A 20565-nucleotide genomic window follows, 5' to 3' on the forward strand; every position below is an offset into this window, starting at 1 on the left:
CGAAGGATCAGGCCTTCTTGGTCTCCCAGAAGATCCGGTCGATCTCGGCGATGAGCTCCAGGGCCTTCTCGCCGGTCTTCGGGTCCGTCGACGCCTTGGCGGCCGACAGGGCCTTCAGGGTGTCGTTGACCAGGACGTGGAGCTCCGGGTACTTCTCGAAGTGCGGGGGCTTGAAGTAGTCGCTCCACAGGACCGACACGTGGTGCTTGGCGAGCTCGGCGCGCTGCTCCTTGATGACAACGGCGCGAGCCTGGAAGTGCGGGTCGTCGTTGGCGGCCATCTTCTCCTGCACGGCCTTCACCGACTCCGCCTCGATGCGGGCCTGGGCCGGGTCGTACACACCGCAGGGCAGGTCGCAGTGTGCGCTGACCTTGACCTTGGGGGCAAACAGGCGGGAAAGCATGGAGCATTCCTTCCTCGTGATCGTCTTCTCAGGTGGGACATTACTCCCTGGGAGACGGGTTTTCGCGAGTGCCCCCATGGGCTTAGGACAAAAGTCCGGGGTCAGACTGAGACTGGTGGAGGAACGACCGGGGAGGTGCCGGCGATGCCGGAGCTGTCGCAGGAGACCGAGCGCGCGAGGGCGTCCGCGCTCTTCGGACTGGCCGAGGTGACCGGTCCGTCCATGGTGCCGACGCTGTACCACGGCGATCAGCTGGTGGTGCAGTACGGCGCGCGGGTGCGGCCGGGGGATGTGATCGTGCTGCGGCATCCGTTCCAGCAGGACCTGCTGGTCGTCAAACGGATCGCGGAGCGCCGTGACGGCGGGTGGTGGGTCCGCGGGGACAACGCCTACGCCGGCGGCGACAGCACCGACTACGGGACCGTGCCCGACGAGCTGGTCCTGGGCAAGGTGCGGCTGCGCTACCGTCCGCGCAGGCCGGCTCAGCGTTCGCCGCTGGCGTTGGTGCGCTGGGCGCTGTCGGCGGCCAGGCCGGTGCCGAGGGTCCGGTCCGTCCGGTCCGCCTCCAGGCGTTTGCGGGCGCGGTAGGCGGCCACGTTGGCGCGGGTCGCGCAGCGGTCGGAGCAGTAGCGCCGGGAGCGGTTCGTGGACGTGTCCAGGTAGGCGTTGCGGCAGGGGGGCGCCTCGCACAGGCCCAGGCGGTCCACGCCGTACTCGGTGAGGTGGAACGCCAGGCCCATGGCCGCGATCGCCGCGTAGCCCGCCGTCGCGTTCGACGGGTGGTCGGCCAGGTGCATGTGCCACAGCGGGCGGCCGTCGTCGTCGCGGAAGTCGTGGCCGGAGATCTGCGGGCTCACCGGGAACTCCAGGAGGAGGGAGTTCAGCAGGTCGACGGCGAGGGTCTCGTCGCCGGCGTCGGCCGCCTCGAACACCGCGCGCAGGCGGGCCCGGACCGAGCGGAACCGGGTGACGTCCGCGTCGGTGGCCCGACGGCCCGCCGACTGGTTGACGCCGAACAGGGCGCGCACGGCCTCGACCGAGGTCAGCGCGTCCTTGGTCCGGGCCGGCTCCTCGCTGTTCACGAGACGCACGGCATAGTCCGAGTAATAGGCCAGTTCCACTTGTAGTCCTTACGGGGGCGCTCTAGTGTCGGGGTGCGGGCGGAGTAACGGCCGTTCGTACTTCCAGGGTATTACGGGACATACGCGGTGGAGGGTTGCGATGACGGACGCGCAGACGGCCACGACCAGTACCGACTGGGCTGCCTGGCAGCGAAGCTGGGACCGCCAGCAGGAGTGGTACATGCCCGACCGCGAGGAACGCCTCCGGGTCATGATCGACATGGTGGAGGCCGTCGTCGGCCCGGAGCCGCGGGTGCTCGACCTCGCCTGTGGGACCGGGACCGTCACCGCCCGGCTGCTCGCCCGCCTCCCCGGCGCCACCAGCACCGGCGTCGACCTCGATCCGGCGCTCCTCGCCATCGCCGAGGGGACCTTCGAGGGCGACGACCGGGTCGCCTTCGTCACCGCCGACCTCAAGGACCCGGACTGGGCGACGGCGCTGCCGTACGACTCGTACGACGCCGTCCTGACCGCCACGGCCCTGCACTGGCTGCACAGCGAACCCCTCGCCGCCCTCTACGGATCGGTCGCGGAACTCGTCCGCGACGGCGGTGTCTTCATGAACGCGGACCACATGATCGACGACACGACGCCCAGGATCAACGCGGCGGAGCGGGCGCTGCGGCTCGCCCGCATGGATCAGGCCAAGGCGGACGGAGCGCTCGACTGGGCCCAGTGGTGGCAGCTGGCCGGTCGGGATCCCGTCCTCGCCGCGCCCACCGCCCGCCGTTTCGAGATCTACGGCGAGCATGCGGACGGGGACACGCCCTCCGCCGCCTGGCACGCGCGCGTGCTGAGGGAGAAGGGCTTCGGCGAGGCCCGGGCGGTGTGGTGCTCGCCGTCGGACACGCTGGTGCTGGCCGTGAAGTGACCTGATCGCCAGGACGCGGAAGGGGCGGTACGGGAACTCCGTACCGCCCCTTCCCGTTGCCGGGTTACAGCACCTTGGACAGGAACGCCTGCGTCCGCTCGTGCTGCGGGTTGGTCAGGACCTCGCGCGGGTTGCCGGATTCGACGACCACGCCGCCGTCCATGAAGACCAGGCTGTCGCCGACCTCGCGGGCGAAGCCCATCTCGTGGGTGACGACGACCATCGTCATGCCGGACTCGGCGAGGTCGCGCATGACGTCGAGGACGTCGCCGACCAGCTCCGGGTCGAGGGCCGAGGTCGGCTCGTCGAACAGCATCAGCTTCGGGTCCATGGCCAGCGCCCGGGCGATGGCCACGCGCTGCTGCTGGCCGCCGGAGAGCTGCGAGGGGTAGTTCCCGGCCTTGTCGGCGAGGCCGACGCGGTCCAGGAGCTCCTTCGCGCGCTCCCGCGCCTGGGCCTTGCTCGCGCCCTTGACCTGGACCGGGGCCTCGATGACGTTGTCCAGCGCCGTCATGTGCGGGAACAGGTTGAACCGCTGGAACACCATGCCGATGTCCCGGCGCTTGCGCGCGACCTCGCTGTCCTTGAGCTCGTACAGCTTGTCGCCCTTCTGGCGATAGCCGACCAGCTCCCCGTCGACGTACAGGCGGCCGGCGTTGATCTTCTCCAGGTGGTTGATGCACCTCAGGAAGGTCGACTTGCCGGAGCCGGACGGGCCGATGAGGCAGAACACCTCACCGTTCTTGACCTCCAGGTCGATGCCCTTGAGGACCTCGACCGCGCCGAAGGACTTGTGGACGCCCTCGGCCTTCACCATCGCGGTCATGCCTTGCTCCTCGAGGATCCGAACAGGTTCGCCCTGATCTTCTGGAAGACCGTGGGCGGCAGGCTGTGGCTGCTGCCGCGGGCGTAGTAGCGCTCCAGGTAGTACTGGAAGACGCTGAAGACGCTGGTCATCACCAGGTACCAGATGGAGGCGACGAAGAGCAGCTCCATCACGGCGAACGACGACGAGCCGATCACCGAGGTCGAACGCAGCAGCTCGTTGTACGTCACCACGTACACCAGCGACGACGTCTTCAGCATGTTGATGAACTCGTTGCCGGTCGGCGGCACGATCACCCGCATCGCCTGCGGGATGACGATCCGGCGCAGCGTCCTGCCGTGGCTCATGCCGAGCGCGTGCGCGGCCTCCGTCTGGCCCTCGTCGACGGCCAGCAGACCGGCCCGGCAGATCTCCGCCATGTAGGCCGCCTCGTTCAGACCGAGGCCGAGCAGGGCGCACATGAACGGCGTCATGACGTCCGTCATCTCGTCCTTGTAGATCGGACCGAGGTTCAGGACGGGGAAGATCAGCGCCAGGTTGAACCACATCAGCAGCTGCACATACACCGGGGTGCCGCGGAAGAACCAGATGTACAGCCACGCGACGGTGCTGGTCACCGGGTTCTTCGACAGCCGCATCACGGCCAGGACGACGCCCAGGACGACGCCGAGCACCATGGACAGGACGCTGATCAGCAGGGTGCGTCCGGCGCCCGCGACGACCGTCGAGTTGAACAGCTGGTCGCCGACCGTGTCCCACTGGATGTCACCGTTGGCGAAGGCGTTGACCAGCAGCGCCAGCAGCGCGATGACGACCACGGCGCTGACCCAGCGGCCCCAGTGGCGCACCGGGATGGCCTTGATGGCCTCCGGCGGGCCGGAGAACGCCGAGTCCTTCGCGACCGGAGGGGTGTCCTCCGGTGGTGCGCCCGCGGAGGACTTCTCGAGCTTGTCAGTCATGGGGAGTGCCCTTCGAAGGCGAGGAGAGGTGCGGGTGGATCACTTGCCGCCGTTGACCGCGGCGGCCTTGATCGCGCCGCTCTCGGCGCCCCACTTCTCCAGCACCTTCTGGTACGAGCCGTCCTTGATGATCGCGTCGACGGCCTCCTTCAGGGCGTCGCGCAGCTGGGTGTTCTTCTTGTCCACGACGATGCCGAACGGAGCGGCCTCGTACTGCTCGTCGAGGACCTCGAAGGTGTTGCCGCCGCCGGCCTTGCGGGCCATGTCCACGGCGACCGGGTAGTCGTTGACGCCGGCCACGGCGCCGCCGGACTTCACGCGGGTCTGGGCCTCGGTGTCGTTCTCGAAGGACTCGATCTTGAGCGCCTTCTTGCCGCCCTCGGTGCATGTCTTGGACTGCGCCTGCAGGGCCTCTTCGTAGGTGGTGCCCCGCTGCACGGCGACGGTCTGACCGCAGAGGTCGTCCATCGTCTTGATGCCCTTGGGGTTGCCCTTCTGGACGTAGATGGCGGTGCCCGCGGTGAAGTAGTCGACGAAGTCGACGCCCTCGCCGAGCTTCTTGCCGCTGTCGTCCAGGCCTTCCTGGCGCTGCTTGTTGTCCGTGATCGACGACATGGCGACGTCGTAGCGGCCGGTGTTGACCGCGGTGATCAGGGTGTCGAAGCCGCCCGAGGTGAACTGGAAGTCGACGCCGAGCTGCTTGCCGAGCGCGGCGGCGATGTCGGGGTCGACGCCCACGATCTTGCCGCCCTCGACCGACTCCATGGGGGCGTACTCGGCGTTGGTGCCGACCTTGATGACGCCCGCCTTCTGGATGTCGGCCGGCAGCTTGGAGAAGAGCGGCGCCGCGTTGGCGCTGCCCGAGGACTCGGAGGAGCTGCCGCCGCCCTCGGTCTGGTCGCCGCAGGCGGTGAGCAGCAAGGCGCCCGCGACCGCGAGGGATCCGACCGCTGCCAGGCGGGTGCGCGCGGCGGTCGTGCGTCGGGTGATGCTTGCGGTCATGGTGGGTTCCTCCGGCGGATGGATGGAGATGCCGATGGGTCGACAATGCCGATGGGTCGACGAGAACACACACCTTTGGGTGTCGCGACCTCGTGTGATTACGGCATCTTGCCATTCGGACTACGCCAATCAGGGGCCCACCCATGTCAAAATCGGATAACGGGCGACCCCCGAACCCCATCAGTCCGGTACATCACGACCGGACGGAGCCGGACCATCTGCGGGAATCCCCCGTTCCGGCCGGAAGATCTTCGGTTCATCTTGTGATGTGATCACTTGCCGTGCGCTCCGTTCCTTGACTTGACTCCATCTGAGTCCGTGTCAAGCGATTTCAGGACCTTGGCGAGTCTTCGCGCATGACGCATGTCACTCCCGGTGACCACTGTCGAAGGTCCACAGGTCGCGGGATGTGACCTTGCACGAATCGACTCGTCGGCTGTGGTCTCCGTCCGGTAAGAAGGTTTTTTACACCCCTCATCCGGGGCTCAGGGCGCGTGTGCGGCGCGCCCGACGCGCAGGCGCCCGTCGCATCACCTCTGGGGCCCGCGCGATGCCCGCCCACTTCTCAATCAGGAGTGGCCACCCTCAAGCCAATGAAGACCTAAGGGGTAAGACACAGTGGCAGCGGAGATCGTCAATCCTCGCAGCAAGAGCGCCGACGGATCGGGCCAGGAGGGCGGTGCGGAGCCCCTCGACTCGTTCGACCCGGTGTTCGCGCTGCACCGTGGCGGCAAGATGGCCGTGCAGGCCACCGTTCCCGTCCGTGACAAGGACGACCTGTCCCTCGCCTACACGCCCGGTGTGGCGCGGGTGTGCACCGCGATCGCGGAGCAGCCGGATCTGGTCAACGACTACACGTGGAAGTCGTCCGTCGTCGCCGTCGTGACCGACGGCACGGCCGTGCTCGGGCTCGGGGACATCGGCCCGGAGGCCTCCCTTCCGGTGATGGAAGGCAAGGCGATTCTGTTCAAGCAGTTCGGCGGTGTGGACGCGGTTCCGATCGCGCTCGCCTGCACGGACGTGGACGAGATCGTGGAGACGGTGGTGCGCCTCGCACCCTCGTTCGGCGGAGTGAACCTCGAGGACATTTCGGCGCCGCGGTGCTTCGAGATCGAGCGCCGGCTCCAGGACGCGCTCGACATCCCGGTCTTCCATGACGACCAGCACGGCACCGCGATCGTGTCGCTGGCGGCGCTGCGCAACGCGGCGAAGCTGAGCGGGCGGGACCTCGGCGAGCTGCGGGCGGTCATCTCGGGCGCCGGCGCGGCCGGTGTCGCCATCGCCAAGATGCTGGTCGGGGCCGGTATCGGGGACGTCGCGGTCACCGACCGCAAGGGCATCGTCTCGGCGGACCGCGAGGACCTCACCGACGTCAAGCGCGAGCTGGCCGAGATCACCAACAAGGCCGGGCTGAGCGGTTCGCTGGAGGACGCGCTGGCCGGTGCCGACGTGTTCATCGGCGTCTCCGGCGGCACGGTCCCGGAGGAGGCGGTGGCCTCGATGGCGAAGGGCGCGTTCGTCTTCGCCATGGCCAACCCGACCCCCGAGGTGCATCCGGACGTCGCCCACAAGTACGCGGCGGTCGTCGCCACCGGGCGGTCGGACTTCCCGAACCAGATCAACAACGTGCTGGCGTTCCCGGGCATCTTCGCCGGTGCGCTGCAGGTGCGGGCGTCCCGGATCACCGACGGCATGAAGCTTGCGGCCGCGGAGGCGCTGGCCGGGGTCGTCGGCGACGACCTCGCGGCGGACTACGTCATTCCGTCGCCGTTCGACGAGCGGGTCGCTCCCGCGGTGACCGCGGCGGTCGCCGCGGCCGCTCGTGCGGAGGGCGTCGCCCGCCGGTGACGTTCGGCTGAATGGCCCCGCCCGTCAGGGCGGGGCCATTCCTTTGCCCGCATGCCCGCCTGTTCGGGTGAGCTGCGTCGGGGGCGCCCCCGGACGGGCTGTTTCCGCAAGAGGGCATGTCTCACAGTCGCCCCCGGTTTCGCCCGTCCCTCCCCGCCCCTATCGTCGACGTCATGTTCGCCGTCTACGCCGCCCGAATCGACCGCGACCAGCCGCTTTCCGGCCTGGAGTTGGGGGAGCGTCCGGCCCCCGAGATCCGGCCCGGCTGGAGCACCGTCGATGTCCGGGCCGCCTCCCTCAACCATCACGATCTCTGGTCGCTGCGAGGCGTCGGCCTCCCGGAGGGCCGGCTGCCGATGATCCTCGGCTGCGACGCCGCCGGGGTCGACGCGGACGGCAACGAGGTCGTCCTGCACTCCGTGATCGGGCAGACCGGGCACGGGGTCGGACCCGACGAGCCCCGCTCCATCCTCACCGAGCGCTACCAGGGCACCTTCGCCGAGCAGGTCGCCGTGCCGACCTGGAACATCCTGCCCAAGCCCAAGGAGCTCTCCTTCGAGGAGGCCGCCTGTCTGCCCACGGCCTGGCTGACGGCGTACCGGATGCTCTTCACCAACGCGGGTGTGCGGCCCGGTGACTCCGTCCTCGTCCAGGGCGCGGGAGGCGGTGTCGCCACGGCGGCCATCGTGCTGGGCAAGGCGGCCGGCCTGCGGGTCTTCGCCACCAGCCGCGACGAGGCCAAGCGCAAGCGGGCGCTGGAGCTCGGCGCCGTCGAGGCGGTGGAGCCGGGCGCCCGGCTGCCGCAGCGGGTGGACGCGGTGATCGAGACCGTCGGCGCGGCCACCTGGTCCCACTCGGTGAAGTCGCTGCGCCCCGGCGGCACGCTCGTCATCTCCGGCGCCACGAGCGGCGACCGGCCCTCGCACGCCGAGCTCACCCGGATCTTCTTCCTGGAGCTGAAGGTCGTCGGCTCCACCATGGGCACCAAGGACGAGCTGGAGGACCTGCTCTCCTTCTGCGCCGCCACGGGCGTTCGCCCCGTCATCGACGAGGTGCTCCCGCTCGACCGGGCCCGTGAGGGCTTCGAACGGCTCGCGTCCGGCGACCAGTTCGGCAAGATCGTGCTCACCTGCTCCTGACGAGGACAGGACGCCAAGGTTGTCAACTTTGATTGACACTGCCGCTCGTGTCAATGTAAGTTGACGCCATGACCGAAGCAACGGATCTCGCCGAGCGCGCCGGCGACCGCGATCCACGGGTCGGACTGCGCGCCGTCGCCGCACTGCGCCGGTTGCTGGAGCAGCTGGAGTCGGTGCAGGTGCGCAGTGCGCGCCATCAGGGCTGGTCGTGGCAGGAGATCGCCGCGGAACTCGGGGTCAGCAGGCAGGCCGTGCACAAGAAGTACGGGAGGCAGTGATGTTCGAGCGGTTCACGAAGGACGCCCGAGCCGTGGTCCAGGCGGCGGTGGTGCATGCCGAACGGGCGGGGGCCGAGCGGGTCGAGGAGACCCATGTGCTGCTCGCCCTCCTCGACCGCGAGGGCAGCCGAGGCTCGTTCGCGCTGGCCTCGCTCGGGCTGCCGCCGGGCCGGCGCGAGGGACTCGTGCGGGATCTCGGCGAGGTCCGCCGCCGGGGCGGCCTCTCCCGCGCCGACACGGACGCCCTCTCGGGGCTGGGCATCGATGTCTCGGAGATCGTCTCGCGGGTCGAAGAAGCCCACGGGGAAGGCGCGTTGGCGGCGGAGGGCAACGGCGGGCGGGGCGGTTCCGGCGGGCGTCTCTTCGGCGGGCGGCCCTTCGGCCGCGGGGCCAAGGAGCTGCTCACCGACACCCTGCGCATCGCCCTCAGCCGCCGCGAACGGTCCATCGGCGACGAGCACATGCTGCTCGCCCTCGCCAGCCGCCGCGGCGCCCCCGCCGAGATCCTCGCCGACCACGGCGTCACCTACACGGCCCTCACCCGGGTGCTGTACGGCCATGGTCGGGAAGGCGAGGCCAAGGCCGGCTGAGGGAGCCGTCAGGGCCTCGGGGCGCGGAGTATCACTCCGATGTGCGCCGCCGCCGTCGACAGATGGCGGCGGGCCTCACGGAGCTGGTCGCCGGTGACGCCGTGGTCGCGCGCCGCGTCCCGGATGTCGTCCCGGAAGCGGTCGAGCAGGCGGTCCAGGTCACGGGCCGGGTCGCCGCCGGAGTCCTCGTGCGCCCAGGTCGGCTCGTACTCGGCCGGGAAGTCCTCCGGGGTGCGGGAGTACTCCGGACGCTCGGTCGCCGAGGGCGTGGCGGAGCCCGCGGTCGTCGCGGAGTCCGTGGGCGTCGCCGAGCCGGAGGTCGTCGAGGAGCCGGAGGCCGTCGAGGAGCCGGAGGCCGTCGAGGAGTCCGTCGGCGTCGTCGGTCCTGTCGTGCCGGGGCGGCCGAAGCCGAAGTCCTTGCCGTACTCCCTTCCGAAGTCCTTGCCGAACTCCCCGAACTCCTTGGCGAGTTCGGTCAGGCCCTCCCGGACGCCGGTCGGCCAGTCGCCACGGGTGAAGTGGTCCTGGACCTGTTCCTGGACCCGGCGCGCGATGCGCTGCACCTCTTCCTGGGCCTGTGTCCGGGCCCGCTCCTGTGCCTCCTTGGCCTGGCGGCGGGCCCGCTGCGCTTCGTCCCGCGCGCGGCGGCTCTCGTCCTTCGCCCGGCGGGCCTGTTCCTTCCACTCCTGCTTGGCGCGGCGCATCTCCTCCTTGGCGGCGCGCCAGGCCTCCTTGTCGCCGTACTCTCCGTACTCCGCGGAGTCGCCGTGCTCGTCGTGTTCCTTGTGCCCGCCGTGTTCTGCGGAGCTCGCCCCGACGCCCCTGCGGGCCTCCGAGGCCGCCGCTCGCATCTCGCGGCGCAGATCGCCCGCCGCGCCGCGCACGTCGGCCCGTATCTCCGCGGCCAGCTCGGCCACCGACTCGCCGATCTCCAGCTCCAGGTCGACCAGTTCGCCGCTGCGGTCCGCCAGTTCGGCCCGGCCCGCGTCGGTGATGGCGTACACCTTGCGGCCGCCCTCGGTGGTGTGGGTGACCAGACCCTCGGCCTCCAGCTTGGCCAGCCGGGGGTACACCGTGCCTGCCGAGGGTGCGTACAGCCCCTGGAAGCGTTCTTCGAGGAGGCGGATCACCTCGTAGCCGTGGCGCGGTGCTTCGTCCAACAGTTTCAGCAGGTAGAGGCGGAGACGGCCGTGGGCGAAGACGGGAGGCATGTCAGAGCACCTTCTTGTCGGTCGTGCTGTCGGCCGGGTCGTCGCAGGAGCGGTCGCCGCCCGGGCCGGAAACGGCATTGTCCCCCGAGTCGGAGTGCGGGCCGGATCGCGCTTCACCCTCCGGTCCGGCTGCGGGGACCGAGGCCGATGCCGAAGCAGATGTCGATGCCGGGGCTGACGTCGGGGCCGAAGTCGGTTCCGGGGCCGGTGTCGTGGCCGGTGTCGCTTCCCAGGTCTCGTTGCGCGCCTCGCTTCCCGCCTCGTCCGCCGGAGGTCGCCGTAGCAGGGCGATCGAGCCGGAGACCGTCGTCGCCTTCAGGCGGCCGGTGCCCGCTCCCAGGCGGCCGGTGATCCGCTTGGCGCCCCACTGGCCGCTGACCCGGAGATCCTCGAAGGCGTTGGAGACCGAGCCGCTCGCGGTGTTCGCCTCCACCCGTGCGTCCGCCGGGTGGGGCAGCCGGATGGCGATCTCGCCCGAGACGCTGGTCAGGTCGATGTTCGTGGGGCGGCTCGTGGGGTCGAGGTCGACGATCATCGACCCGCTCACGGAGTCCGCCTTCACGGAGGAGCCGGCCTCGACGACGGTCAGATCCCCGGAGACGGAGTTGAAGCGCAGGTCACCGGTGAGGGCCTGGGCCTCCACGTTCCCGGAGACGGTGTCCGCGCGCACCGGGCCCGCGAGCCCGACCAGGGTCGTGTCGCCGTTGACCCCCTTCACCTCGGCGCGGCCGTCGATGCCCGAGACCACCGCCCCGGCGCTCACCACGCCCACCTCCACCCGGGTGCCGGCCGGCACGGCGAGCGAGACGACGGCGCTGCGCCGCCAGCCCTTGCGGTCGAGCCACTTGAGGAAGCCCTTCCAGGGCAGGTCCTCGTACGCCACCGTCAGGTTCCCGTCGCGGTGGCTCACCACCAGGGGCGGTCCCTCGATCCGGGAGACTTCCAGGCGGGCGGAACCTTCGTCCGTACCCACCACGTTCACAGTGCCGTCGACGATGCGCACGTGCAGTTCGTGCACGGGCTCGTCGAAAGAGAGCTTCCTCGGCTCGGCGACGGACCACTCGGACATGGTGCGGACCTCCTCCTCGACTGCGACACGACACGCCATATCGCGTCTCACGTAAAACACGATATATCGCGGCCGTCGAAAGTCAAGACACCCGTTCTGGTGATCACTCCCGCCCAAAGGTGACGAACTGACCTAGCGTGTGATCATGTCGAGCGATGACGAGGAAGCCGGGGAACGCGGTGGCGCCCTGCTGCTCTGCCGGGCGGGACCCGAGTCCGTCGCCCCCGCCGCCCATCTTCTGCGCGCCCGCATGCTGCTCACCGGGGCCGGTGAGGCCGGGGGTGAGTGGAGCGTCCTGGTGCCCGAGGGAGGGTTGTGGCAGCGCGGCGACGAACCCGTGGACCGCGTCCTCACCGGCTGGGCCACCGCCCTCGCCGTCGGCGCCCCCTGGCCGGTGCTCGCGCTGTGGTGGGACGCCGACCGCGCCGGATTCACCCTCGCCGCCGGCTTCCGCCGTCCCGTCGGCTACGTCTGGCTGGCCGACGGCACCCCGGCCGGCGAGGACGAGGCCATGCGTACCTTCGCCGCCCGTCTCGGCCTGGACCCCGTACACGACATGGAGTCCCTGGAACGGCTGACGCGGCCGGACGGCGGAGCCGACGCCCACGCGCGCGTACGCGCTCTGGTCGCGGTCCTCGCCCGCACGGGCCTCGCGCTGCCCGTCGGCCTCGTTCCCGGCGCGTCCGCCGACCGGCTGCACGAAGTCGCCCGCGCCCGGCCGGACGTCCGGCAGATCGCCTGGCTGGGCTGGCGGGAGACGCTCCGCGTCGAACTCGACGCCGTGGAGGACAGGGTCGAGCACAGTCCCCTGGGCCCCTGGCTGCCCTGGTCGGGCAGCCCACGCGCGCGTGCACTCGCCCTCGCCCAGGTGGCGGCCGGACTTCCCCTCACGGCCTGGGGCGCGCACCGGCGCAGCGCGGGCTGGATCGCGGCGGGCGCGCTGCTCCTGGCCCACGGTGCGCTCGGACTGTCGTACGAACTGGTCCGCCCCCGCGACTGATCGCCGCCCGGAACGACGGCCTCTTCGCGCTCCGGAACGGCCTGCTCGCCGCCCGGAAACGACCTGCACGCGCTCCGGAACAGCCTGCTCGCCGCCCGGAGCGATCCGTTCGGCGTCTTCGTCGTCCTCGGCGCCCTCGTGGGCCTACTCGTCGTCCTCGTCGTCGTCCAGGCGTGCCAGCCAGGTCGCCAGGCGCTCCACCGGCACCTCGAAGTCCGGGTTCAGGTCGACGAACGTCCGCAGCTGCTCGGCGAGCCACTCGAAGGTGACCTCCTGCTCGCCGCGGCGCTTCTCGAGTTCCTCGATTCCGCGATCGGTGAAGTACATGGATCGTGCTCCGTGGGTGGGTCGCAGGGATAGGGATCCTCCCTCGGGGGAAGGACCTTTGTTCCTGTGAAGGGGAAAGGTTCCGCTCTCCGGTGGGGAGGGGACAGGAAAAGGATAGGCGTACGCACGGGCGGGACCAGGGGGACTGGTGAAGCGGGGGAGTGCAATGAGCGCTGAGGACGTGACGCGGGTAGCGCGTATCGCGCTGCCGGACGGAACGCCGGTGTGGGCCCGGATCTCGGGGGCCGAGGAGTTGTCCGCGCCGGCCGCGCCGGCCGGGCGGCTGTCGTACAGCGACACCGGGTTCACCGAGCGGGTGGAGGCGAGCGTGGAGAGTCTGCACGCGCTCGTCACGGGGGTCGCGCGGTCGCTGGCGGAACCACTGCGCGCGGTGCGGCCCGACGAGGTGAGCGTCGAGTTCGGCATCGAGCTGACCGCCAAGGCCGGGAAGGTCGTGGGCCTGCTCGCCGACGGCGAGGCCAAGGCCGGCATCACGGTCACCCTCACCTGGAACAGCGGACCACCGGACCTCGACGCACCGTCCCCGGCCGCCGACCCGCACGCGGCCACCGCGCCACGCGCGCGCGACGGATCGTCCTCCACGGCGCCACGCGCGCGTGACGGCTCATCGTCCGACGCGGGCGCGGCGCGGCGCGCGGGCGCGTCCCCCGGCGCGCCGATGCACGGGGGCGGCGACGGCACCCTCGGCGGGGGCGGAGCGTGACGGGCGGGCACGCCCCGGGCGCATCGAACGCGTTCGATGCGGCCCGCCGTGCACTGCGTGGACTCGTCGTGGCGGCCACCGTGCGCATTCATCGCCCGGTCGTCGGGTATGCCCTGGAGGAGCCCGGCACGTTCCTCGGAAGCGGCTTCTTTGTCGCCCCGAACTGGGTTCTGACCTGCGCACATGTGGCCTGCGGCGGGGAGGGGGGCGAGGTCGCGGTGGTGTATGAGACGGCTCCCGGGCGGGGAGTCTCGACCGCACCCGGCAGGGTGGTGGCGACCCTCCCCGACCGCGCCGAACAGGCCGTGCCCGCGGCCGGCAACTGGCCGGCCCCGGACCTGGCCCTCGTCCAGCTGACCGAACCCGTGGACGACCACGAGTGCGTCTACGTCTCCGAACGTCCGGCCGCCTACTACGGCGAGGGCCGGGTGCTGTACGCCGGCTGGACCGAGAACGAGGGGCGCCTACAGGTCCTGGACGGCACCCTCACCGTGCAGGGAACGATCGGCGGCTGGTCCTCGGACGTGCAGATGCGGCTGGGCGACAACGATCTGCCGTACGGCGTCTCGGGCGGCCCGGTGATCGACCCCGCGCGCGGTGAGGTGATCGGCGTGCTGAAGGCGCGCTCGGACCACCGGCCCGGCGGCACGTCCACCGGGATCGAGCAGCTGCGCACCCTGCGGGTCCCCGTGGAGGAGGTGTCCGCCGAGCACAGCGACCTCTACCAGGCCGTCTTCCACGCCCACGACCGCTACCACCGCGACCGGCAGCGCCACCCGGCCTCCCGCCGCCAGACATGGACCGATGTGCAGGGCCGGCTCGGCGCCCGTCCGGGCCGCACCCTCAGCCCGGACGAGCGGATCCAGCTGCTAGGCCGGCTCGCCGAACTCCCGCCGCCCGAGAGCACCCGCGGTCTGCTGGACATCCTCGACTCCCTGCCGGACTTCGAGGCGCCCACCCCGCTGCCCGCTCCGCGCGGCTGGCGCGACGGCCTCGGGGCGCTGTACGAGAGCGCGAGTGACGACGGGGCGCTGGAGCTGGTGCTCGACTACGCGATGCGGGCGATGTCCGCTCCGCGCCCGTTCCTCGTGCCCAGCACCCCGGATGCCGAGAAGGCGCTGTGGGTCTGGGTGTGGCAGGCCGCGCAGCGGCTGAGCGCCCGCTACCGGTCCGGTCTCGCCGAGCAGCGCATCGAGCGCCTCCGCCGACGGGACGAGGTCGAGCGCGAAGCGCACCGACGCCCGCACCACGACACCCCCGAGACCCCCGACACCTTCTCCGGGACCCGTCCGGCCCCCGGCTCCCACCGCCCGGCCCCCGGCGGCGCCCACGCGCCGACCGGCCGCACCGGCCGCGTCGACCGGACGGCCGTCGACGCCGACCGGACGCCCGGCCTCGACGGGCGCAAGCCGCACCGGCGCGGCGGATCCGACGCACACGCGCGTGCCGGCGCCCGTGCCGTCGGCAGCGTGGCCCGGCCCTCCGCGCTGCTCGAACTCGTGCAGCGCGGCTGGGAACCGGACCGCTGCGACTGGTCGGTCTCCGTGTCCACGCCCGGTGGGGACGCGGTCCGGCTGCACGAGGCCGAGCGCACGCCCCTGGCCGAGCTGCCCGCCCATCTGGCCGGTCCGCTCGCGGAGGCCTTCCGGCACTGCGACGAGCCCGGCAGGCCCGCGCTGCTGCAGGTGGCGCTGCCCCACGCGCTGCTCGGCCTGGAGGTGGACATCTGGCGACTGCCGCCCGAGACGGAGTCGTTGGGCACCCTGCGGCCGGTCGTCGTGCGCTGCGCGGACCGTGACCGGCTGCCCGACGAGGCGTTCGGCGCGTTCGACACCGGTCGCTACGACGACCCGTACGGCACCGACGACTCCGGCGACGTGGACGAGGAGCGCCGGGCCCGCTGGCGCTGGCTGCACGCACACCGCGCGCGGGCCGAAGTCCTCGACTGCGACGAGGGGTTGCGCAAACCCGTGCCGACCGTGGAGCAGTTGCGCGCCCTGTCGCACGGCACCGTCCCGGTGCTCTGCCGGTACGGCGACCTCCGCTTCGAGGACGACGCGGCGGCGCTCGCGCGGATCGTGCTCGGGGGCTACGGCGTGGCCCTGTGGCGGCGCCGGCGCGGACAGCCCGACGACGTGTGCGGGGAGTTCCACCGCGGCACGATCGACGAGATCGCCGAACCGCCCAGCGCGCAGGCCCTTCCCGAGGCCGTGCACGATCTTCGGATGCGACTGCGCGCGGGCCGCACCGAGTCCTTCTGGGCGGACGGGGTCGCCCTGTTGTACGACGATCCCCACCAGCCCCTCCCCGGAACCGGCGACCTGCTGGAGGCCCCTTGAGCCCACCCGCGCGCGGGCCGGTCGGCCCCTTACCAGGCACCCGCAGGATGGATAACGTGATGCACGTTCGGACGGCCGCGGCGGTGGACGAGTGACGAGGACCGGATCATGACCGAATCCAGTGAGTGGCTCATCTACCGAGGCGCCGGCGAACCGCACGACGGGATCGAGCGGCTGCCCGATCCGCCCCCGTGGCGGGACTTCACCAGCCGTGACGCGGCGGGCTCCGGCGACGGATCCGAGGACCGCAGGCTCGGCGCGCACCGGCATCTGGCCGAACTGCACCGGCCGGGCGCCGAGGAGCTGGAGATGATCAACGCGGCGCTCTATCTGCGCCGTCCGCTGCTCGTCACGGGCAGTCCCGGCGCGGGCAAGAGCACGCTCGCCCACTCGGTGGCGTACGAACTCGGCCTCGGCAATGTGCTGCGCTGGTCCATAGTCAGCAGGTCCGCGCTCCAGGACGGGCTCTACCACTACGACGCGATCGCCAGGCTGCAGGACGTGCAGATCGCCGCACAGGGCGGGTTCGGGTCGGCGGCGGGCACGCCGGGCGCGGTCGAGGGCATCGGCAGCTACATCCGGCTGGGGCCGCTCGGCACCGCGCTGCTGCCCTCCGACACCCCGCGCGTGCTGCTCATCGACGAGCTGGACAAGAGCGACATCGACCTGCCCAACGACCTGCTGAACGTCCTGGAGGAGGGCGAGTTCGCGATCCCCGAGCTGGAGCGGATCGCCGACCGGCTGCCGGACGGCGAGGCGGAGGTGCTGACCGCCGACGGCGTGAAGGTCCGGGTGCGCGACGGCCGGGTCCGCTGCCGCGCCTTCCCCTTCGTGGTGCTCACCAGCAACGGGGAGCGGGACTTCCCGGCCCCGCTGATGCGCCGCTGCATCCACCTGGAGCTGGGGCGCCCCGACCACAACCGGCTGGCCACGTTCGTCCGCGCCCATCTGGGGGACGAGGCGGCGCGTGCGGGGGACGATCTGATCACCCGGTTCCTGGAGCGGTCGCGCAGTGAACTCCTCGCGGCGGACCAGCTGTTGAACGCGATCTACCTCACCGACGCGGCCGCGCCGCCCAGTCGTGACCGCCTGGCAGACCTGCTCATCCAGCGACTCGACCGCCCGAGGTGAGGGCCTGATGCCCGACGCAGCGGCCCGCCACGGCCCCGTACCGTCCGACGGCGATCCGCTCGCCGAACTCGTCGTGCGGTTGCGGGAGGTCGGGCTCGATCCCGACGTCCCGCAGCTGTGCGACGCGCTCTGGCTGGCGCGGTGGACCCGGCCGGTGGAGGCGGCGGAGCCGGAGGAGCCGCACACCGCGACCGGCGGGCCCGCCGGACTCCGGCACACCGGGAGGCACGACCGGGACACGGGCGGCCGGGAGGCGGGGGAGCGGACCGGGCGGCCGGAGCGGCCCCCGCAGGACGTGGCGGCCGACGGGCGCGTGAACCTCTACCCGATGCCCCAGGACGGGCTCCCGCGGGCCCGCGGCGCGGGCCGGGCCGCCGCGCTGCCGGTCGGCGTACCAGCCGCCCCCGCGCTGCCCGCCCCACTCGAACTCCAGCGCGCATTACGCCGGTTGCAGCGCTACCGGAGCCCGGCGCCGCCGCTGCGCACCGTGCTCGACGAGACCGCGACGGCGGAGCGCAGCGCGCAGGCGGGCGGTCTGATCCTGCCCGTCCACCGCGCCGTCACCCGGCGGGACGCCCGGCTGCAACTGGTCCTGGACGCCTCGTCGTCGATGCGCGTGTGGGATCGGCTGTTCGTCGAACTGCAGCAGGTTTTCGGTCAGTTGGGGGCCTTCTCCGACATCCAGGTCAGCCATCTGCACCAGGGCCCGGACGGCGAGCCCGCCGTCAGCCGCAGCCCCGACACGTTCGCGGCGCCGCTGCACTCCACGGACCGGCTCAGCGACCCCACCGGCCGCCGGATCGTGCTCTTCGTCAGCGACTGCGCGGGCCCGCTGTGGCGCAGCGGCCAGGCGCACCGGCTGCTGCACCACCTCTCCCGGCAGGGCCCGGTCGCCGTGCTCCAGCCGCTGCCGCAGCGCCTGTGGAACCGCACCCGACTGCCCGTGGTCAACTGCGAGTTGAGCCGCGGCGAGACGCTCGGCGGAGCCTCCGCACTGCGCGTCCGCACCCCCGCCGGCGTCCCCGTGGAGGCCCGTCGCGGCGCTCTGCCCGTGCCGGTGCTGCCGCCCGAGCCGGTCGCCCTGGGCGCCTGGGCCAGGCTGCTGTCCGGGGCCGGCGCCGGGCCCGTGCCGGGCACCGTGGGCTGGGTGCGCGCCGACCAGCCGCCCGCCCCGACCGCGCGCGCGGACCGGCGACGCACCCCGTTCGAACGGGTCAGCAGGTTCAGCTCCACCGCCTCCGCGGCCGCCGCCCGGCTCGCCGTCTACCTGGCCGCCGCGCCCCTGTGCCTGCCGGTGATGCAGCTCGTCCAGCGCACGATGCTGCCCGACTCGGGCCCGTCCGAACTCGCCGAGGTACTGGTCGGCGGCCTCCTCACCCGCGCCACGGAATCGGCGGAGTACGCCGACGACGGCGCCCAGTGGTACCGCATCGAGCCGGACGTCCGCGACGCCCTGCTGTCCCGGCTCGGCCGCGACGAGGCCATGCTGGTGCTCAAGCACTGTTCGGAGTACATCGAGCAGCGCTTCGGCAAGGGCGGCCCCAACTTCCCGGCCCTCGCCCTGGCCCAGCTCGGCGACGGCGGCGCCGGCCGCCCCTACACACCCACCGCCCGCCCCCCGGGCAACGGCGACCACGGGGACAACGGCGGCAACGGCGACGAAGCGCCCGTGCCGCAGCCCTTCGCCGAGGTCGCGGCCCGGGTCCTGCGCCGGTTCATGCCGCTGCCCGAGCAGTTCGAGACCCACGGCGGGCGCGGCGGCCCGGGGCAGCCCGCGGACCGGCCGACGCACCAGGCGGTGCGCAGGGCCCGCATCCTGATCGAACGCTTCGACAACGAGGGCATGATCCAGGACGTCATCGACGCGGTGCAGCTGCTGCGCGGCGCCACCGAACGCGAGCGGCCCACCGGCGCGGACCCCGAGCTGTGGGCGGAGTACGCGCACTGCACGCTGCGCCTGTGGGAGGTGCAGGGCGGCGACGACCTGCTCCAGGAGGCGGAGGCGGCCGCGGAGCGGGCCACCGCGCATCCACGCCGACTGCACGAACGGGCCGTCCTCGCCCGGGTGTTGCACGCGGCGGCGACCGACCGCAGGCGCCGCGGCGACCGGACCGGCGCCCTCGACCTGCTGCGCCGCGCCGACCGCGAGTACGCCGTGGCCTGCGCGGCGCCCGGCCTGGACGAGAACCAGGCGCTGAAACTCACCCTGGAGCGGGTGCGCGCCCTGGAGGCGCAGTGGCGGCTCGGCGGGGACAGCGCGCTGCTCCAGGGCGCCGTCGGCATGCTGGAGGCCTTCGCCGACGTCTGGCCCGACCGCCGGCTGCGCCCACCCGAACTCCCCCTGGAGCACGGGCGGATCCTGCTGCGGCTGTCCGGCGCCACCGCCGACGCCGTCCAGGCCCGGCTCTACGCCGAGCAGGGCGCGCAGTCGCTGCGCAACGCCCTGGACACGGCCGAGCAGCCGTCCACCGCCGAGTCGGTACGCGCGCGTGTACGGATCCTGCTCGACCTGGTCGACGCGCTGCTACAGGCCGGCGGCCCCCTGGACGACGCCCAGACCCGGGTCGACGAGGCCCTCGCCCTGGTGCGCGAACAGGGCCGGCGGGCGGCTGTGCTGGCGCGCGCCGGGCGGATCGCCCTGGCCCGCTACGCCGAGTCGGGCGAGCCGGCGGAGCTGGAGACGGCCGCGGACCACTTCGCGCAGGCCGCCCAGCGCATGTCACGCGACGCGCCCGCGCACGCCGACGTCCTCGCCGAGTGGGGCGAGGCGCTGCTGCGGCTGGCCGGACTGCAGTCCGGGGCACGGGCGCAGGGCACCCTCTCCCGGGCGATCCGCGTCCTGCGGGACTGCCGGATGGAGACCCCGGCGGGCAGCGCCCAGGTCGCCCACCGGCTGCTGCTGCTCGGCCGCGCGCTGATGCTGCGCTACCGGGCCCGCGGGGACCGCGTCGACCTGCGGGAGGCCGAGCACCTTTTCGGCCTCGCGGCGGCGGACGCGGAGGACCCGCTGCTGGCCGCACGCTGCCGACTCGACCTCGGCCAGGTCCAGTTCGAGGCCTACCGCAGCCTGCGCCGCCCGGCCCGCCTCGACCTCGCGGTCGACGCCTTCCGCGACGCGGCCGAGGCGGCCCGGGAGGCGGAGGGGGTGGCCGAAACCGACCGTCGCCGCCATGAGGCCGTCGAACTGTGCGCTCAGGCGCACCACTGGCGGGGTAGGTCCTATGAAGCGGCCGCCCGACCGCGTGCCGCACGCGAGGCCTACCGCCTCGCCCGCGCGGAGTGGTCGAGGCTGCCGGACGACCATCTGGGCACGGGCGAGCCGACGGCGGAGCAGACGGCGCGGCGGCTGGCCGAGCTGGGCTGAACGCGCCGGCGCGGCGAGAGGGCGAGAGGGGAACGCAATGGACGCACATGTCGGGCCGACGGACGCCACGGAGCGCGTGGAGGCCCTGCCGGATCTCACAGACCGGCCGGATCTCACGGACCGGCCGGATCTCACAGACCTGCCGGGTCTCACAGACCGGCCGGAACTCACGGACTCTCCGGATCTGACGGACCTGCCGGATCTGACGGAGCTGAGCCTCGCCGAGCTGGGGACGATCCAAAACCCCTTGCTCCAGGAGGTGTTGGCCGATCTGCGCGAGCGGGCCAGGCGGCCGAGCGAGATGCTCTGGGGCTGGAACAGCTCGTTCTGATCCCGTCGGGCCGACCCTCCACAAGCCTGACT

20 protein-coding genes are annotated in these 20565 nt (G+C 72.2%); 12 read left to right on the plus strand and 8 right to left on the minus strand.

The features are described 5' to 3' along the window. Positions 1-7: 7 nt before the first annotated feature. Positions 8-403, minus strand: a complete 396-nt coding sequence (gene sodN / locus ABZ725_RS04120) for a superoxide dismutase, Ni (protein ID WP_010353595.1) — start codon at positions 401-403, stop codon at positions 8-10. A gap of 144 nt (positions 404-547) precedes the next feature. Between sodN and sodX the strand changes: the two genes are divergently transcribed. After that, positions 548-991, plus strand: coding sequence for a nickel-type superoxide dismutase maturation protease (gene sodX, locus ABZ725_RS04125; protein ID WP_358801184.1), 444 nt, complete (start codon positions 548-550; stop codon positions 989-991). Here sodX and ABZ725_RS04130 read toward each other — a convergent pair. Further along, on the minus strand, positions 886-1524 hold the full coding sequence (locus ABZ725_RS04130) for a CGNR zinc finger domain-containing protein (RefSeq protein ID WP_358801185.1): 639 nt from the start codon (positions 1522-1524) through the stop codon (positions 886-888). The two genes, sodX and ABZ725_RS04130, sit on opposite strands and share 106 nt — an antisense overlap. Positions 1525-1624: 100 nt before the next feature. Here ABZ725_RS04130 and ABZ725_RS04135 point away from each other — a divergent pair, with 100 nt between their 5' ends. Next, the gene (locus tag ABZ725_RS04135) at positions 1625-2395 is read left to right on the plus strand and encodes a class I SAM-dependent methyltransferase (protein WP_358801186.1); all 771 of its coding nucleotides are present in this window, start codon (positions 1625-1627) and stop codon (positions 2393-2395) included. 64 nt (positions 2396-2459) lie between these two features. Here ABZ725_RS04135 and ABZ725_RS04140 read toward each other — a convergent pair whose 3' ends face one another. Genes ABZ725_RS04140 through ABZ725_RS04150 form a run of 3 tightly spaced genes read right to left on the minus strand, consistent with a single transcriptional unit; the run spans position 2460 to position 5182 of the window. Next, positions 2460-3221, minus strand: a complete 762-nt coding sequence (locus ABZ725_RS04140; RefSeq protein ID WP_358801187.1) for an amino acid ABC transporter ATP-binding protein — start codon at positions 3219-3221, stop codon at positions 2460-2462. Next, positions 3218-4180 (minus strand): amino acid ABC transporter permease, encoded by a 963-nt coding sequence (locus tag ABZ725_RS04145; RefSeq protein ID WP_358801188.1) that lies wholly within the window; start codon positions 4178-4180, stop codon positions 3218-3220. Before ABZ725_RS04145 ends, ABZ725_RS04140 begins: the two co-directional genes overlap by 4 nt. A 39-nt stretch (positions 4181-4219) precedes the next feature. Continuing rightward, on the minus strand, positions 4220-5182 hold the full coding sequence (locus ABZ725_RS04150) for an ABC transporter substrate-binding protein (RefSeq protein WP_358801189.1): 963 nt from the start codon (positions 5180-5182) through the stop codon (positions 4220-4222). Between the two features lie 618 nt (positions 5183-5800). On the opposite strand from ABZ725_RS04150, the gene ABZ725_RS04155 reads away from it, so the two are divergent. The 4 genes from ABZ725_RS04155 to ABZ725_RS04170 all read left to right on the plus strand — a co-directional run bounded on the left by ABZ725_RS04155 (position 5801) and on the right by ABZ725_RS04170 (position 9037). After that, a complete protein-coding gene (locus ABZ725_RS04155; RefSeq protein ID WP_358801190.1) occupies positions 5801-7030 on the plus strand; it encodes an NADP-dependent malic enzyme in 1230 nt (409 codons plus the stop codon). Between the two features lie 173 nt (positions 7031-7203). After that, positions 7204-8169, plus strand: a complete 966-nt coding sequence (locus tag ABZ725_RS04160; protein WP_358801191.1) for a zinc-binding dehydrogenase — start codon at positions 7204-7206, stop codon at positions 8167-8169. 68 nt (positions 8170-8237) lie between these two features. After that, a complete protein-coding gene (locus ABZ725_RS04165; protein WP_358801192.1) occupies positions 8238-8447 on the plus strand; it encodes a helix-turn-helix domain-containing protein in 210 nt (69 codons plus the stop codon). After that, the gene (locus tag ABZ725_RS04170) at positions 8447-9037 is read left to right on the plus strand and encodes a Clp protease N-terminal domain-containing protein (protein ID WP_358801193.1); all 591 of its coding nucleotides are present in this window, start codon (positions 8447-8449) and stop codon (positions 9035-9037) included. Before ABZ725_RS04165 ends, ABZ725_RS04170 begins: the two co-directional genes overlap by 1 nt. An 8-nt stretch (positions 9038-9045) precedes the next feature. Here ABZ725_RS04170 and ABZ725_RS04175 read toward each other — a convergent pair whose 3' ends face one another. Continuing rightward, positions 9046-10248 carry a helix-turn-helix transcriptional regulator gene (locus ABZ725_RS04175; protein WP_358801194.1) on the minus strand — a complete coding sequence of 401 codons (1203 nt, stop codon included), beginning with the start codon at positions 10246-10248 and terminating at the stop codon, positions 9046-9048. Between the two features lies 1 nt (position 10249). Beyond that, positions 10250-11317 (minus strand): DUF4097 family beta strand repeat-containing protein, encoded by a 1068-nt coding sequence (locus ABZ725_RS04180; protein WP_358801195.1) that lies wholly within the window; start codon positions 11315-11317, stop codon positions 10250-10252. Positions 11318-11462: 145 nt separating this feature from the next. Here ABZ725_RS04180 and ABZ725_RS04185 point away from each other — a divergent pair, with 145 nt between their 5' ends. Continuing rightward, on the plus strand, positions 11463-12317 hold the full coding sequence (locus ABZ725_RS04185) for a hypothetical protein (protein ID WP_358801196.1): 855 nt from the start codon (positions 11463-11465) through the stop codon (positions 12315-12317). A gap of 144 nt (positions 12318-12461) precedes the next feature. Here the strand turns inward: ABZ725_RS04185 and ABZ725_RS04190 are convergent, their stop codons facing one another. Further along, positions 12462-12644: a DUF6104 family protein gene (locus ABZ725_RS04190; RefSeq protein ID WP_358801197.1), complete on the minus strand. Its 183-nt coding sequence runs from the start codon at positions 12642-12644 to the stop codon at positions 12462-12464. Positions 12645-12810: 166 nt separating this feature from the next. Between ABZ725_RS04190 and ABZ725_RS04195 the strand changes: the two genes are divergently transcribed. From ABZ725_RS04195 to fxsA, 5 genes are all read left to right on the plus strand, one after another. Beyond that, positions 12811-13368, plus strand: coding sequence for a CU044_2847 family protein (locus ABZ725_RS04195; protein WP_351903341.1), 558 nt, complete (start codon positions 12811-12813; stop codon positions 13366-13368). A gap of 68 nt (positions 13369-13436) precedes the next feature. Beyond that, positions 13437-15707, plus strand: coding sequence for a trypsin-like peptidase domain-containing protein (locus ABZ725_RS04200; protein WP_358801198.1), 2271 nt, complete (start codon positions 13437-13439; stop codon positions 15705-15707). 108 nt (positions 15708-15815) lie between these two features. After that, on the plus strand, positions 15816-16838 hold the full coding sequence (locus tag ABZ725_RS04205; protein ID WP_351903346.1) for a MoxR family ATPase: 1023 nt from the start codon (positions 15816-15818) through the stop codon (positions 16836-16838). 7 nt (positions 16839-16845) lie between these two features. Beyond that, the gene (locus ABZ725_RS04210) at positions 16846-20202 is read left to right on the plus strand and encodes an SAV_2336 N-terminal domain-related protein (protein WP_358801199.1); all 3357 of its coding nucleotides are present in this window, start codon (positions 16846-16848) and stop codon (positions 20200-20202) included. 37 nt (positions 20203-20239) lie between these two features. Next, entirely contained in the window at positions 20240-20533 is a 294-nt protein-coding gene (fxsA, locus tag ABZ725_RS04215) for an FxSxx-COOH cyclophane-containing RiPP peptide (protein WP_358801200.1), read from the plus strand. Positions 20534-20565: the final 32 nt, after the last annotated feature.

This window comes from Streptomyces sp. NPDC006872, from assembly GCF_040635845.1.
GTDB lineage: Bacteria > Actinomycetota > Actinomycetes > Streptomycetales > Streptomycetaceae > Streptomyces.